Annotated in this window: 15 protein-coding genes; 6 read left to right on the forward strand and 9 right to left on the reverse strand. The window is 55.9% G+C overall.

Features of this window, described 5'->3' with window-relative positions; translation table 11 throughout:
* Nucleotides 1–19: 19 nt before the first annotated feature.
* Nucleotides 20–373, forward strand: a complete 354-nt coding sequence (locus tag HYQ67_RS00080) for a DsrE/DsrF/TusD sulfur relay family protein (RefSeq protein ID WP_202300504.1) — start codon at nt 20–22, stop codon at nt 371–373.
* A gap of 1 nt (nt 374) precedes the next feature.
* Here HYQ67_RS00080 and HYQ67_RS00085 read toward each other — a convergent pair whose 3' ends face one another.
* Together HYQ67_RS00085 and chaB are read right to left on the reverse strand one after the other, a co-directional pair.
* Nucleotides 375–1,079: a gamma-glutamylcyclotransferase gene (locus HYQ67_RS00085; protein WP_202301037.1), complete on the reverse strand. Its 705-nt coding sequence runs from the start codon at nt 1,077–1,079 to the stop codon at nt 375–377.
* A 222-nt stretch (nt 1,080–1,301) separates the two neighbouring features.
* Nucleotides 1,302–1,532: a putative cation transport regulator ChaB gene (chaB, locus tag HYQ67_RS00090; protein WP_202300506.1), complete on the reverse strand. Its 231-nt coding sequence runs from the start codon at nt 1,530–1,532 to the stop codon at nt 1,302–1,304.
* A gap of 281 nt (nt 1,533–1,813) precedes the next feature.
* Here chaB and chaA point away from each other — a divergent pair, with 281 nt between their 5' ends.
* The gene (gene chaA / locus HYQ67_RS00095) at nt 1,814–2,917 is read left to right on the forward strand and encodes a sodium-potassium/proton antiporter ChaA (protein WP_202300508.1); all 1,104 of its coding nucleotides are present in this window, start codon (nt 1,814–1,816) and stop codon (nt 2,915–2,917) included.
* 99 nt (nt 2,918–3,016) lie between these two features.
* Here chaA and kdsA read toward each other — a convergent pair whose 3' ends face one another.
* The 6 genes from kdsA to hemA are packed head-to-tail and all read right to left on the reverse strand — an operon-like array spanning nt 3,017 to nt 8,335.
* Nucleotides 3,017–3,871 carry a 3-deoxy-8-phosphooctulonate synthase gene (gene kdsA, locus HYQ67_RS00100; RefSeq protein WP_202300510.1) on the reverse strand — a complete coding sequence of 285 codons (855 nt, stop codon included), beginning with the start codon at nt 3,869–3,871 and terminating at the stop codon, nt 3,017–3,019.
* Nucleotides 3,872–3,911: 40 nt separating this feature from the next.
* Nucleotides 3,912–4,721: an invasion regulator SirB1 gene (sirB1, locus tag HYQ67_RS00105; protein ID WP_202300512.1), complete on the reverse strand. Its 810-nt coding sequence runs from the start codon at nt 4,719–4,721 to the stop codon at nt 3,912–3,914.
* Entirely contained in the window at nt 4,718–5,113 is a 396-nt protein-coding gene (locus HYQ67_RS00110; RefSeq protein WP_202300514.1) for a SirB2 family protein, read from the reverse strand. Before HYQ67_RS00110 ends, sirB1 begins: the two co-directional genes overlap by 4 nt.
* A 17-nt stretch (nt 5,114–5,130) precedes the next feature.
* Nucleotides 5,131–5,961, reverse strand: coding sequence for a peptide chain release factor N(5)-glutamine methyltransferase (gene prmC / locus HYQ67_RS00115; RefSeq protein ID WP_202300516.1), 831 nt, complete (start codon nt 5,959–5,961; stop codon nt 5,131–5,133).
* On the reverse strand, nt 5,961–7,043 hold the full coding sequence (gene prfA / locus HYQ67_RS00120; protein WP_202300518.1) for a peptide chain release factor 1: 1,083 nt from the start codon (nt 7,041–7,043) through the stop codon (nt 5,961–5,963). Before prfA ends, prmC begins: the two co-directional genes overlap by 1 nt.
* Nucleotides 7,044–7,078: 35 nt before the next feature.
* Complete coding sequence (hemA, locus tag HYQ67_RS00125; protein WP_202300520.1) at nt 7,079–8,335, reverse strand: glutamyl-tRNA reductase; 1,257 nt, start codon at nt 8,333–8,335, stop codon at nt 7,079–7,081.
* Nucleotides 8,336–8,537: 202 nt separating this feature from the next.
* Here hemA and lolB point away from each other — a divergent pair, with 202 nt between their 5' ends.
* The 4 genes from lolB to dauA all read left to right on the forward strand — a co-directional run bounded on the left by lolB (nt 8,538) and on the right by dauA (nt 12,899).
* Complete coding sequence (gene lolB / locus HYQ67_RS00130) at nt 8,538–9,161, forward strand: lipoprotein insertase outer membrane protein LolB (protein ID WP_202300522.1); 624 nt, start codon at nt 8,538–8,540, stop codon at nt 9,159–9,161.
* Nucleotides 9,161–10,030, forward strand: a complete 870-nt coding sequence (gene ispE / locus HYQ67_RS00135) for a 4-(cytidine 5'-diphospho)-2-C-methyl-D-erythritol kinase (protein WP_202300524.1) — start codon at nt 9,161–9,163, stop codon at nt 10,028–10,030. Before lolB ends, ispE begins: the two co-directional genes overlap by 1 nt.
* Nucleotides 10,031–10,162: 132 nt before the next feature.
* On the forward strand, nt 10,163–11,110 hold the full coding sequence (gene prs, locus HYQ67_RS00140; protein WP_008454180.1) for a ribose-phosphate diphosphokinase: 948 nt from the start codon (nt 10,163–10,165) through the stop codon (nt 11,108–11,110).
* 115 nt (nt 11,111–11,225) lie between these two features.
* Nucleotides 11,226–12,899 carry a C4-dicarboxylic acid transporter DauA gene (dauA, locus tag HYQ67_RS00145; protein WP_431355421.1) on the forward strand — a complete coding sequence of 558 codons (1,674 nt, stop codon included), beginning with the start codon at nt 11,226–11,228 and terminating at the stop codon, nt 12,897–12,899.
* Between the two features lie 51 nt (nt 12,900–12,950).
* Here the strand turns inward: dauA and ychH are convergent, their stop codons facing one another.
* Complete coding sequence (gene ychH / locus HYQ67_RS00150; RefSeq protein WP_202300528.1) at nt 12,951–13,229, reverse strand: stress-induced protein YchH; 279 nt, start codon at nt 13,227–13,229, stop codon at nt 12,951–12,953.
* Nucleotides 13,230–13,475 lie beyond the last annotated feature (246 nt).

A 13,475-nucleotide genomic window follows, 5' to 3' on the forward strand; every position in this document is an offset into this window, starting at 1 on the left:
AGGAGAAAAGGAGAGAAAAATGCAGAAAATAGTGATTATCGCCAACGGGGCCGCCTACGGCAGCGAGTCTTTGTTCAACAGCCTGCGGCTGGCTATTGCCCTGCGCGACCAGCCGGAGGCACCCGAGCTTAAGCTGTTTTTAATGTCGGATGCCGTCACCGCCGGGCTGCAGGGCCAGAGGCCCGTCGAGGGGTATAACATCCAGCAGATGCTGGAGATCCTTACCGCGCAGGACGTGCCGGTGAAACTCTGTAAAACCTGTGCCGACGGGCGGGGTATCTCCAGCCTCCCGCTGGCGGACGGCGTGGCTATCGGCACGCTGGTGGAGCTGGCCGAATGGACGCTGCAGGCCGATAAAGTCCTGACCTTTTAAATCAGGGGGCGGCAAACCCCGGCTCAAAGCTGCCGCCTTCCTGCTCCGGTTTCCGGAGCCAGTCGCGAACCTGATTGACCAGCTCGTCCAGGCAGTCGTCGTGCATGCCGCGATTTTTAAGCTCCTGTTCAAGGGAGAACAGATACTGGGCATTGGTGCCCAGCGGGCCGCTGGCGGCGGCGATAAGCGGCGCGATGATTTGTGCGCGGGTATCGGCTTCATACAGCGGGTGGCGGGGATCCATAATAAAAACCAGCGCGTTGACGGTGCGGCCATCGTCCAGCTCAAGCCGGCACCAGGTCGGCAGGTAGCAGCCGGTGATCATTTCGCGCTTCCAGACCAGCGTCAGCTCCTCTTCCAGAATCGCTTCCGGCAGACGGTACGCCAGGCCGGTGGTGCGGCCCCCCTCTTTCAGCGCCAGCATTCTACCCGGCTGGCAGGCGGTGCCTCGCCCGGCCGTCAGGCGCAGGCAGAAGGCGCGATGCCAGCCGACCAGCGTGCCGGGTGCTGACTCTTCGAATTCGAACGCCGGGTTCCACATTAAGGAGCCGTAGCCAAAAATCCATACCGGGCTCTGGTCGGGACGACAGGCAAGCGTTGCCGCAAGAGAAGCCGAACGCTGTTCCGGGGACCACAGCAACGACTCCTCAATGGAACCAAATGCCGTTTTGCAATCCGCTTTCAACAAGAAATCACGCGTTAACACCATACACCTCCGCCACTGCATACTTCCCTGTGACTACGTCAGATGCGCCTTCCCGGCTTTATTTACTGCTCACTTATAGAGCAGCATTTTGCTGACGATAAGCAATTAGCGGGTCGCTGGCAAGTTTGATGGCGATCACAAAATAATAAAAATGTCATCAAAACCTGCCAGGCTGAGGGAGGGAATGGGGAAAGTGAAGCAAATACATTCAATTATGCAGCGCTACTTTTTCCTGTGCCATTTGTCGTCGTCGCCCTTTTCATACTGATGCTTCACGGCGGCCCAGGCGACCTTATGGGAGGTTTCTTCCCGGCTGGCATCCCCCTTGCGATCCTCTTTGTCCTTGTATTCATCCCATGCGCTGTTAAACGCCTCTTTATAGATATCCTGCGCGTGGGCGGGCAGAAAGTTTTGTACGCTGTCTGGAAGGTCACTTTTGCTTTTGTATGGCATAGCATTCTCTCCTGCGTGGGTAAACGTTAAGTGTGAAACATGCAGAGTGTTACCGCCAACTTTTGATAAATTTTAAAAAAAATATAATTTTATCACGCTGTTTTTAAATGGTTATTTAACAGTAATCATTTATTATGACCAACTTAAGCAAGAACCATATTAAAGCCGTAAAAATAGGTAAATTTTCCCGAGGTGTTGCTATTTATTGCTATATTAATACCGTAAAAAACTATGACTATAATAAAGAAATTGCTTATCACCTGTGGAGATGGAGTATCTGAATGACAAAAACAACACATGAGGCGGTGAAAACCCGCCATAAGGAGAGTTCTCTCATTTTCCCGATTCTGGCGCTGGCGGTACTGGCCGTGTGGGGATCGGGTCAGTCGCTGCCGGTGGTGGTGGGCATCAACATTCTTGCCCTGGTCGGTATCTTAAGCAGCGCCTTTAGTGTAGTACGCCACGCTGACGTTCTCGCCCACCGCCTGGGTGAACCTTACGGCTCATTAATTCTCAGCCTTTCCGTCGTTATTCTTGAAGTCAGCCTCATCTCCGCTTTAATGGCAACGGGTGACGCCGCGCCGACGCTGATGCGCGACACGCTCTACTCCATCATTATGATTGTTACCGGCGGCCTGGTGGGCTTCTCCCTGCTGCTGGGCGGTCGAAAATTCGCTACCCAGTACATGAATCTGTTCGGCATCAAACAGTACCTGATAGCGCTGTTCCCGCTGGCGGTGATTGTGCTGGTGCTCCCGACGGCCCTGCCGGAAGGCAATTTCAGCACCGGGCAGGCGCTGATGGCGGCGGCAATCTCTGCGGCCATGTACGGCGTGTTTCTGCTTATCCAGACCAAAACGCACCAGAGCCTGTTTGTCTACGAGCATGAAGATGAGGCCGACGACGATGACCCGCACCACGGCAAGCCGTCGGCGCACAGCAGCACCTGGCATGCAGCCTGGCTGATTGTCCATCTGGTGGCGGTTATCGCCGTCACCAAAATGAACGCTGGCCCGCTGGAGTCGCTGCTGGGCACGCTCAATGCCCCGGCGCAGTTCACCGGCTTCCTGGTTGCGTTGTTGATCCTCTCCCCGGAAGGACTGGGGGCGCTGAGGGCGGTGCTGAACAATCAGGTGCAGCGCGCCATGAACCTGTTCTTTGGCTCCGTGCTGGCAACGATTTCACTGACCGTGCCTGCGGTAACGCTGATTGCGATGCTGACAGATAACGACCTGATCTTCGGCCTCGGCAAACCGGAAATGGTGGTGATGCTGACCTCGCTGGTGTTGTGCCAGATTTCATTTTCGACGGGCCGCACCAACGTGCTGAACGGGACGGCTCACCTTGCGCTGTTCGCCGCTTATCTGATGACGATATTTGCCTGATTTTGCCCCGGACATAAAAAAGCCCTTATCGCGAGATAAGGGCTTTTTACTTTGGCGTTGTCGGATGACGCGCCGCTTATCCAACCTACGAAAGCTGACTTAGTGGCTGGTATCCAGCGGCTCGAATCCCTTCACCAGATCGTCAATCGCTTTGATCTGCTTGAGGAACGGCTCAAGCTTCGCCAGCGGCAGCGCGGACGGGCCGTCGCAGCGTGCGTTTTCCGGGTCCGGGTGGGCTTCGATGAACAGGCCAGCCAGACCGGTTGCCATACCGGCACGTGCCAGCTCGGTAACCTGAGCGCGACGACCGCTGGATGCTGAGCCAAACGGGTCACGGCACTGCAGCGCGTGGGTCACGTCGAAGATAACCGGGGAACCGTTGGAAACTTGCTTCATTACGCTGAAGCCCAGCATGTCAACGACAAGGTTGTCATAGCCGAAGTTCGCACCGCGGTCACACAGGATGATCTGGTCGTTGCCGCCTTCCTGGAATTTATCAACGATGTTACCCATCTGGCCCGGGCTGACAAACTGAGGTTTCTTAACGTTGATAACCGCACCGGTTTTCGCCATCGCTTCAACCAGGTCGGTCTGGCGAGCCAGGAACGCTGGCAGCTGGATAACGTCGACCACGTCAGCAACAGGCTGCGCCTGGCTTGCTTCATGCACGTCGGTGATGATCTTCACGCCGAAGGTTTGCTTCAGCTCCTGGAAAATCTTCATCCCCTCTTCCAGACCTGGGCCACGGTAAGAGTGAATAGATGAACGGTTAGCTTTGTCGAACGAGGCTTTGAACACGTAAGGGATACCCAGCTTCTGGGTTACGGTCACGTAGTGTTCGCAGATACGCATCGCGAGATCGCGCGACTCCAGCACGTTCATGCCGCCGAACAGCACAAATGGCAGGTCGTTTGCGACCTTGATATCGCCAATCTTAACCACTTTTTGTTCCATCTTTATCTCGCCTTATTGGGAAACATGTAAAAATTTAGCATCAGTGCAGGGTAATCTGCTTATGCGAAATCGAGTTAATTTGCGCCTTGATCATTTCGCTGACCGGGTCTTCAGGGCACTGCTCAACGAAATAGCTGAGATCGCTGAGCGCCACGTGCTCGCAGTCGAGTTGGGCGTAAATCAGGCCGCGGTCGCGGATTTCGTACGGATCTTCCGGGTTGAACTGCAGCAGGGCTTCACTCGCCCGCAATGCCAGCTCCATCTGCCGCTCTTCCATCAGTGAAGATTTCAGCGTGTCGAGCAGTTTGCGGATCACCTCGGCGTTATCGGCCTCATCAAGATCTTCTTCAAACAGTTCAGCGCTTGGGTTGATGTTACCCTTCAGCCACACTTCCAGCGTGTGTTCGTCAAGCGTGTCGCCGTTGAACGGGTTAATTAGCCACATTTCACCGTCGAGCCAGTCACCGCGCAGAATAAGCTGCGTCGGGAAGATAACCGGCATCAGCGGGATATCCAGGCTTTCCGCCACCCACAACAGGATGGCACCCAGTGACACCGCGCTGCCACGGCGATTTTTCAATACCTGATCCAGCCACAATGCGTCTGAAAGACGGTAAACACCGCCTGCATCTTTGAAACCCCATTCGCCGTAAAACAGTTCAAGCAGCTTTTCAAGCTGCTGGTCGGCATCATCTGCCTCGCAGATATCTTCCCGCGCCTGACGGACTAACTGTTCCAGCTGCGTGCGGACTTCCGCAACGGGAAAATCTTCCCGGATCACCTGCGAAACTAAAATCATCCCCTCACATAACGGCGCCTGATTGAATTCAAAATCGGCTAACGGACTCATACAAACCCCAATAACGGTATTTTTGTGGTGGCGAGTTTAACGATGATGTAGAGCACCACCAGCGCCAGCAGGAAGGCAAACAGACGAACCTGTTGGCTGCGCGGACGTCGGCCCAGCACAATAAAACCCAAAACGATGTAGATGATAACGCCAAACAGTTTCTCAGTCAGCCACGTCCCTTGCGGAGTGAACGGATAGAAATGCGTCATCATCACCAGTGCAATACCGCTGCCCAGCAACAGCGTGTCGTTGATATGCGGCACAATGCGCACCCAGCGCTTGTTGGACAGGGTGCTTTCGCGATACTGCCACCAGTAGCGTAGTACAAACAGGCTCACCGAAATGATGGCTGTCAAAATATGCAAGTGCTTGAGCGCAAAGTAAGTTGCCATCAAAAGCGTTCCTTATCTTAGTTATAACGTCCCAGAGTCAGACGATCGTTGCCGCCATAGTCCTGACAGGTCTGCACGTCAACAAAACCAGCGGCGCTAAACAGGTGCTGTACCTGCTTCGCCTGTTGCCAGCCGTGCTCCAGCAGCAGCCAGCCGCCGGATTCAAGATACTGTCGGGATGACTCAACCAGCGTGTGTAAATCTGCCAGGCCCTGGTTCTCAGCAACCAGCGCGCTCAGCGGCTCAAAACGCACATCGCCCTGGGCAAGATGCGGATCGTTGCCGTCGATATAAGGCGGATTGCTGACAATAATCGAAAAACGCTGCGTATTGAGCGCACTAAACCAATTGCTTTGCAAGACCCTGACATTGGTAATGCCAAGCCGAACGGCATTCTCGCGGGCAAGCTCTACGGCTTCGGGAATGAGATCCAGAGCGGTAACGGAACAGTCAGGGCGTTCGCTGGCGAGGGCAAGGGCAATCGCCCCCGTCCCCGTACCGAGATCGAGCACGGCACAAGGCTCATCGGGCATGCGGGCCAGGGCCTGCTCAACCAGGCATTCGGTATCCGGGCGGGGAATAAGCGTGACGGGGGAAACGCGCAGGGGTAGCGACCAGAACTCTCGCTCCCCGACCAGATGCGCGACAGGCTCGCCGCGTACACGACGTGACAGCAGTTCATCGAGCTGCTGTTCCTGCGCTGCCGTAAGCACCGTCTCACCAAAGGCCAGAATGAACGTGCGGGCCTTACCCGTGACAAACCCAAGCAGAATTTCCGCGTCGCGACGCGGACTTTCGCTCTCAACTAGTTGGGCTATCCCCTGCTTAAGCCACTGCTGAAAATCCATTAATCCTGCTCGGAAAGCGCCGCCAGCTGGTCGGCCTGGTATTCCTGCACGATAGGCTCAATCAGCCCGTCGATTTTGCCTTCCATCACTTCATCGAGACGGTAGAGCGTAATATTGATGCGGTGATCGGTCACGCGGCCCTGCGGGAAGTTGTAGGTACGGTTACGGTCGGAACGGTCGCCGCTGCCCAGCAGATTACGGCGCGTTGAGGCTTCTTCCTGCTGGCGCTTAGCCATTTCTGCCGCACGAATACGCGAGCCGAGAACGGAAAGCGCCTTCGCTTTGTTTTTGTGCTGAGAACGCTCGTCCTGGCACTCAACGACGATACCAGTTGGCAGGTGAGTAATACGAATAGCGGAGTCGGTGGTGTTAACGTGCTGACCGCCTGCGCCTGACGAGCGGAAGGTATCGATTCGCAAATCGCCCGGGTTGATATCCGGCAGCTCTGCTTCCGGGATTTCCGGCATCACGGCAACGGTACACGCGGAGGTGTGAATACGCCCCTGCGATTCCGTAGCCGGAACACGCTGCACGCGGTGGCCGCCAGATTCAAACTTCAGACGGCCGTAGACGCCCTCGCCGCTGATTTTAGCGATAACTTCTTTAAAGCCACCGTGTTCACCTTCGTTGGCGCTCATGATTTCCACTTTCCAGCGGCGGGATTCCGCGTAGCGGCTGTACATACGGAAAAGATCGCCTGCGAACAGCGCCGCTTCGTCACCGCCGGTCCCGGCGCGAACTTCCACGAAAGCATTACGCTCATCATCAGGATCTTTTGGCAGCAGCAGGACCTGCAACTGCTGCTCTAACGCTTCGCTGGCGCTTTTCGCCTCGTTGAGCTCTTCCTGCGCCATTTCGCGCATTTCCGGGTCGTCGAGCATGCTCTGGGCGGTTTCAATATCTTCCTGAACCTGGCGCCATTGCAGGAAACAACGCGAGACATCGCTCAGCTGGGCATATTCACGGGAAAGCGCGCGAAAGCGGTCCTGATCGGCGATGGTGGTTGCGTCTCCTAGCAGGGCCTGAACTTCTTCATGGCGCTCCTGCAAGGCTTCCAGTTTGGCAACAATAGAAGGCTTCATGGGCGGTGTATCACCTTGTAATAAGAGTTGTTGTGCTAATCCAGCCCGAGGCTGTTACGAAGGATCTGCAGGCGTTCGTCATCCCCGTCACGGGCAGCCTGCGCAAGTGATTTGGTTGGTGCGTGGATCAGGCGGTTGGTTAACTTCCAGGCCAGATCCTGTAGAACAGTTTCGGCGTCGGCACCCTGAGAGAGTGCGGCAAGCGCCTTGCCGGCCAGGTCGTCGCGAATCAGCTCCGCCTGGCTGCGGTAATCGCGGATGGTCTCGGTTGCGCTCTGCGCGCGCAGCCAGGCCATAAATTCACTGCACTCCTGCTCGACGATGGTTTCTGCTTCCACAGCGGCAGCTTTGCGCTGGGCGAGGTTGCTCTGAATAATCGCCTGCAAATCATCAACGCTATATAAGTAGGCGTTGGCAAGCTTACCCACCTCCGGCTCGACATCGCGCGGTACGGCAATATCCACCAGCAGCATCGGCTGGTTACGACGCGCTTTCAGGGCGCGCTCGACCATCCCTTTACCAATGATCGGCAGCGGGCTGGCGGTGGAGCTGATAATAATATCGGCGTCACGCAGGCGCTCATCAATGTCGCTCAGGCCGATAACCTCTGCACCAACCTCATCGGCAAGGACCTGGGCACGCTCGCGGGTACGGTTAGCGATAACCATCTTCTTCACGTTGTGCTCGCGCAGATGCCGGGCAACCAGCTCAATGGTTTCGCCCGCGCCGACCAGCAGCACGGTAACCGTTGAGAGCGATTCGAAGATTTGCCGGGCAAGCGTACAGGCGGCAAACGCCACGGATACGGCGCTGGCGCCGATTTCGGTTTCGGTACGCACGCGTTTAGCAACGGAGAAGGATTTCTGGAACATGCGCTCCAGCTCGCTGGAGAGCGAGTGGCCTTTTTGCGAATCGGCAAACGCCTTTTTCACCTGGCCTAAAATCTGCGGCTCGCCGAGAACCAGAGAATCCAGCCCGCTGGCCACGCGCATCAAATGGCTGACGGCGTGATTATCATGGTGCCAGTAGAGGCTTTTACGCACATCCTCTTCGTTGAGGTTGTGGTAATTGCACAGCCAGCGCACCAGCTGTTCTTGAAGGTTTTCCTGCTCTTCCACGCTCAGATAAAGTTCGGTGCGGTTGCACGTAGACAGCACTACCCCGCCCTGTACGCTCGGCTGTTCAAGCAGGCTACCTAAAGCCTGGTCGAGCGTGTCCGGCGAAAACGTAACGCGTTCTCGCAGCGATATAGGTGCAGTTTTGTGGTTGATGCCTAGCGCTAACAGGGTCATTGAGCGGTCTGAGTAATACCGATGTTGATAAGGATTTCTGGGCGCATCATACAGGATGCGGGCGGTCAATAAAAGAGAGCCACCCTTTGTGGGGTAGCAGGTCAATTTTTGATTTAGGATAACTTGACCATAGACGCCCCGGCTGTGCGCCGCTAGCATGAACGGTTGACTACAATAACGAATTAAAAGGATAAGTTGCGCTATGTTAATGCCAAAAGCCCGTCTGATGCGCCTTCTGCCCCTCGCCAGCCTGGTTCTGGCAGGGTGTGCAATCAACCAACCTACCGGTCCTGGCAAAAGCCCGGACTCGCCGCAGTGGTTGCAACACCAGCAACAAGTGCAAAAAATCACCCAGTATCAGACCCGTGGCGCTTTCGCCTGGCTTTCTGATAGCCAAAAAGTTTACGCGCGCTTTAACTGGCAGCAAACCGCGGCGGACAGATACCGCCTGCTGCTCACCAACCCGCTGGGCAGCACCGAACTTGAGCTGAATGCCAAACCGGGCGAGGTGCAGTTAACCGACCGCAACGGCAAGCATTACGTTGCCGACGACGCCGAAGAGATGGTTGGCAAGCTGACCGGGATGCCTATCCCGCTTAACAGCCTGCGCCAGTGGATGCTTGGCCTGCCGGGCGAAGCGACAGACTATAAGCTGGACAGCCAGTATCGCCTGAGCGAAGTGAACTACACCCAGGACGGCAAAACCTGGAAAGTGGTTTATAACGACTACGACGACAACGTGCAGCCCTCCCTGCCGTCGAATATGGAACTGCGCGAAGGCGACCAGCGCATCAAGCTGAAAATGGATAACTGGACCGTTAACTAATGCTGACCCGCTGGCCGTCTCCGGCAAAACTGAATCTTTTCCTGTATATCACTGGCCGTCGAGAAGACGGCTACCATACTCTGCAGACGCTGTTTCAGTTTCTGGACTATGGCGACACTATCACTATCGAGCCGCGTCATGACGGGGTAATAAACCTGCTAACGCCGATAGATGGCGTGGCGGACGAAGATAATCTGATTGTGCGCGCAGCTCTGCTGCTACAGGACGAGGCCCGCCGTTTGGGCAAGCTGCCAGCCGGAGCCGGAGCAAATTTAGACGTTGAAAAACGCCTGCCAATGGGTGGAGGGCTGGGCGGAGGCTCTTCCAATGCGGCGACGGTGCTGGTTGCACTGAACCATTTGTGGCAAACCGGGTTGAGCGAAGACCAGCTGGCAGAGTTGGGCGTTTCGCTAGGAGCGGACGTCCCGGTGTTTGTGCGCGGCCATGCGGCCTTTGCGGAGGGCGTTGGCGAGAATCTCACTCCTGTCGACCCCGAAGAAAAATGGTATCTGGTTGCCCACCCCGGCGTGAGCATTCCGACTCCCGTTATCTTCAACGATCCTGAGCTGCCGAGGGACACGCCGAAACGCTCCGTTGAAACGTTACTGAATTGTGAATTTAGTAACGATTGTGAGCTTATCGCAAGAAAACGATTTCGTAAGGTTGATGAGCTGCTTTCCTGGCTGTTAGAATACGCGCCGTCGCGCCTGACTGGCACCGGCGCTTGTGTGTTTGCTGAATTTAACACCGAGTCCGCAGCCCGCCAGGTGCTTGAGCAAGCCCCGGAATGGCTGCACGGTTTTGTTGCGCGAGGCATCAATCTCTCCCCGCTGCACCAGGCCATATCCGGGCAAGCTGAGTATTGGTGACAACGTCACCTCGTTTCAGACGTTGCATCAAGCTCTTTATACACCGCCTGGATGGGTGTTGCCCCACCCTTACCTGCCGCATTGTTGCGGTAGCATCCATCCGCCACTGGACGCATGCCTGAGGTTTTTCTCGTGCCTGATATGAAGCTTTTTGCTGGTAACGCCACCCCGGAACTAGCACAACGTATTGCCAACCGCCTGTACACCTCTCTTGGTGACGCCGCCGTCGGTCGTTTTAGCGACGGTGAAGTAAGCGTACAAATCAACGAAAATGTACGCGGTGGTGATATTTTCATCATCCAGTCCACCTGTGCTCCCACCAATGACAACCTGATGGAACTCGTTGTTATGGTCGACGCCCTGCGCCGCGCCTCTGCAGGTCGTATCACCGCTGTTATCCCTTACTTTGGTTACGCTCGTCAGGACCGCCGCGTGCGTTCTGCTCGTGTGCCAATCACGGCAAAGGTTGTCGCTGACTTCCTTTCAAGCGTTGGGGTTGACCGTGTTCTTACCGTGGACCTGCACGCAGAACAGATTCAGGGCTTCTTCGATGTGCCGGTAGACAACGTCTTCGGTAGCCCAATCCTGCTGGAAGATATGCTGCAGATCGGCCTGGAAAACCCAATCGTGGTTTCCCCGGACATCGGCGGTGTCGTCCGTGCTCGAGCTATCGCTAAGCTGCTTAACGATACCGACATGGCTATCATCGACAAACGTCGTCCTCGCGCTAACGTCTCTCAGGTTATGCACATCATTGGTGATGTGAGCGGCCGTGACTGTGTGCTGGTTGACGATATGATCGATACCGGCGGTACCCTGTGCAAAGCTGCAGAAGCGCTGAAAGAGCGTGGTGCAAAACGTGTATTCGCTTACGCCACTCACCCAATCTTCTCCGGCAACGCGGTTCATAACCTGCGTAACTCCGTGATTGATGAAGTGATTGTCTGCGATACCATTCCACTGTCTGATGAAATCAAAGCCTTGCCTAACGTCCGCACCCTGACCCTGTCCGGTATGCTGGCCGAAGCCATTCGCCGTATCAGTAACGAAGAGTCAATCTCTGCGATGTTCGAACATTAATCGAGCCCGCTTTTAAAACCCGCTGCGGCGGGTTTTTTCGTTTTAACGTTCCCTGTTTTAGCACAGCCTCCTTCACCTGCCTCTATGACAGATGATGCGCTCACGGATGAATCAAGTGAAAAACGTATCTTCTCGAGTTTTGCCTTTCCGCGCTTTTATCGACGCCTGCTGGCGTGAAAAATACACCGTGTCCCGTTTTAGCCGCGATGCCATTGCTGGTATTACCGTTGGGATCATCGCCATTCCTCTGGCTATGGCGTTGGCTATAGGTAGCGGCGTCGCTCCGCAGTATGGCCTTTATACGGCCGCCGTCGCGGGTATTGTCATTGCGTTAAGCGGTGGCTCTCGCTTCAGCGTGTCAGGGCCAACCGCCGCCTTTGTCGTTATCCTTTATCCCGTCGCCCAACAGTTTGGTGTAGCGGGCCTGCTTGTCGCCACGCTCATGTCCGGGGTTTTCCTGATCCTGTTCGGGCTGGCGCGGTTTGGCCGCCTGATTGAATACATTCCGCTGCCGGTGACGCTCGGCTTCACGTCGGGAATTGGCATCACCATTGCCACGATGCAGATCAAGGATTTCTTCGGTCTGCAGCTTGAGCACGTGCCGGAACACTACCTGAATAAAGTCGCCGCGCTGGCGATGGCAATGCCAGGCCTGAATGTTGCCGACGCCGTGACTGGCATCGTGACGCTTGCCGTTTTGATCCTCTGGCCGCGCCTGGGCATTCGCCTGCCGGGCCACCTTCCCGCGCTGCTGGCGGGTTGTGCCGTGATGGGCGTGATGCATCTTGCCGGATGGGACGTGGCGACTATCGGCTCCCGCTTCCATTACCTGCAGGCAGACGGCACCCAGGGCAACGGCATTCCGCAGCTGCTGCCGCAGCTGATGCTGCCATGGAATATCCCGCACTCCAGCTTTACGCTGAGCTGGGATTCACTGACCGCCCTGCTTCCCGCCGCCTTTTCAATGGCGATGCTCGGGGCCATTGAGTCCCTGCTGTGTGCCGTCGTGCTGGACGGGATGACGGATACCAGGCATAACACTAACGGCGAGCTTATCGGCCAGGGGCTGGGTAACCTGATCGCCCCGTTCTTTGGTGGGATCACCGCCACTGCTGCTATTGCGCGTTCTGCGGCTAACGTTCGCGCGGGCGCGACGTCTCCCGTTGCCGCCATCATCCATTCGCTGCTGGTGATCATGGCGCTGCTGGTGCTTGCCCCGCTGCTGTCATGGCTTCCGCTGTCGGCTATGGCCGCGCTGCTGCTGATGGTGGCATGGAACATGAGCGAGGCGCACAAGGTCGTGGAGCTGCTGAGGCGTGCGCCGAAGGACGATATCATCGTCATGCTAATGTGCATGTCGCTGACCGTCCTGTTTGATATGGTCATCGCCATCAGCGTGGGGATCGTCCTGGCTTCTCTGCTGTTTATGCGTCGCATTGCCCGCTTAACTAAACTGGCACAGTTAAAAATCGCCACGCCGGACGGTGTGCTGGCCCTGCGCGTGACCGGGCCACTGTTCTTTGCCGCTGCCGAAGGGCTGTTTAACCAGCTGGCCCAGCGGGTTGAGCAACACCATCTCATTATTCTGCAGTGGGATGCCGTGCCGGTGCTGGACGCGGGCGGACTGGATGCGTTTATGCGTTTTGTGGCAAAGCTGCCGGAGGGCTGTGAATTGCGGGTCACGAATCTTGAATTCCAGCCGCTGAAAACGCTGGCTCGCGCGGGCGTCAAACCCATTCCCGGCAGGCTGGATTTCTTCGCCGACGTGCAGGCCGCGCTGGCAAAATGACATAAAAAAGCTCAGCGGTTTGGCTGAGCTTTTTTTAATTCCGCTTAATACTTAACTGTGGCGATGCTGCTCATCGCGGCGGCAGCGTTTATCATAATGGCGTATCCACCAGTAGCGGTCGCACACTTGTTCACGACCACCGGCTCGCGCACCGGCCAGCCAGAGCACTGCACCTACAAAGATACTAAGCACTGCTCCATGGGCAAAGATTTGTGGGAAATTGAACTGAGGCAACTGGTTCAGAATGGAGTAACCAACGCCACCCACCATGACAAACAACCCCAACCCCATGAGAATATTACCGAGCAACGAAGCGTTTCTGCGTTTCATCTGTCACCTCCGGATGGTTCCTGGGTCGGCGGGGAATATCCCCTTTCCTTGTGTGTAAAGTATAGACAACACTGCCGCTTAGCATTTGCGATAGCGATCGCAATTACGAATGAAAGTATGACAAAAGTTTACAAATAAGCTGCTGAATCACATGAAATTCTAATGGTTCCGTATTTGAACTATTCGGAATATCCGTTCCACATGCAAAGCGCTTTGTCATCACGACTACGGCGCAGTAAACTACGC

Source organism: Dryocola clanedunensis subsp. sulfonylureivorans (assembly GCF_016756775.1).
Taxonomy (GTDB): domain Bacteria; phylum Pseudomonadota; class Gammaproteobacteria; order Enterobacterales; family Enterobacteriaceae; genus Dryocola; species Dryocola clanedunensis.

Coding starts and splice junctions, on each gene's coding strand:
- HYQ67_RS00080 (WP_202300504.1), top strand. CDS start 20: ATGCAGAAAATAGTGATTATCGCCAACGGGGCCGCCTACGGCAGCGAG.
- chaB (WP_202300506.1), bottom strand. CDS start 1,532: ATGCCATACAAAAGCAAAAGTGACCTTCCAGACAGCGTACAAAACTTT.
- chaA (WP_202300508.1), top strand. CDS start 1,814: ATGACAAAAACAACACATGAGGCGGTGAAAACCCGCCATAAGGAGAGT.
- kdsA (WP_202300510.1), bottom strand. CDS start 3,871: ATGGAACAAAAAGTGGTTAAGATTGGCGATATCAAGGTCGCAAACGAC.
- sirB1 (WP_202300512.1), bottom strand. CDS start 4,721: ATGAGTCCGTTAGCCGATTTTGAATTCAATCAGGCGCCGTTATGTGAG.
- HYQ67_RS00110 (WP_202300514.1), bottom strand. CDS start 5,113: ATGGCAACTTACTTTGCGCTCAAGCACTTGCATATTTTGACAGCCATC.
- prmC (WP_202300516.1), bottom strand. CDS start 5,961: ATGGATTTTCAGCAGTGGCTTAAGCAGGGGATAGCCCAACTAGTTGAG.
- prfA (WP_202300518.1), bottom strand. CDS start 7,043: ATGAAGCCTTCTATTGTTGCCAAACTGGAAGCCTTGCAGGAGCGCCAT.
- hemA (WP_202300520.1), bottom strand. CDS start 8,335: ATGACCCTGTTAGCGCTAGGCATCAACCACAAAACTGCACCTATATCG.
- lolB (WP_202300522.1), top strand. CDS start 8,538: ATGTTAATGCCAAAAGCCCGTCTGATGCGCCTTCTGCCCCTCGCCAGC.
- ispE (WP_202300524.1), top strand. CDS start 9,161: ATGCTGACCCGCTGGCCGTCTCCGGCAAAACTGAATCTTTTCCTGTAT.
- ychH (WP_202300528.1), bottom strand. CDS start 13,229: ATGAAACGCAGAAACGCTTCGTTGCTCGGTAATATTCTCATGGGGTTG.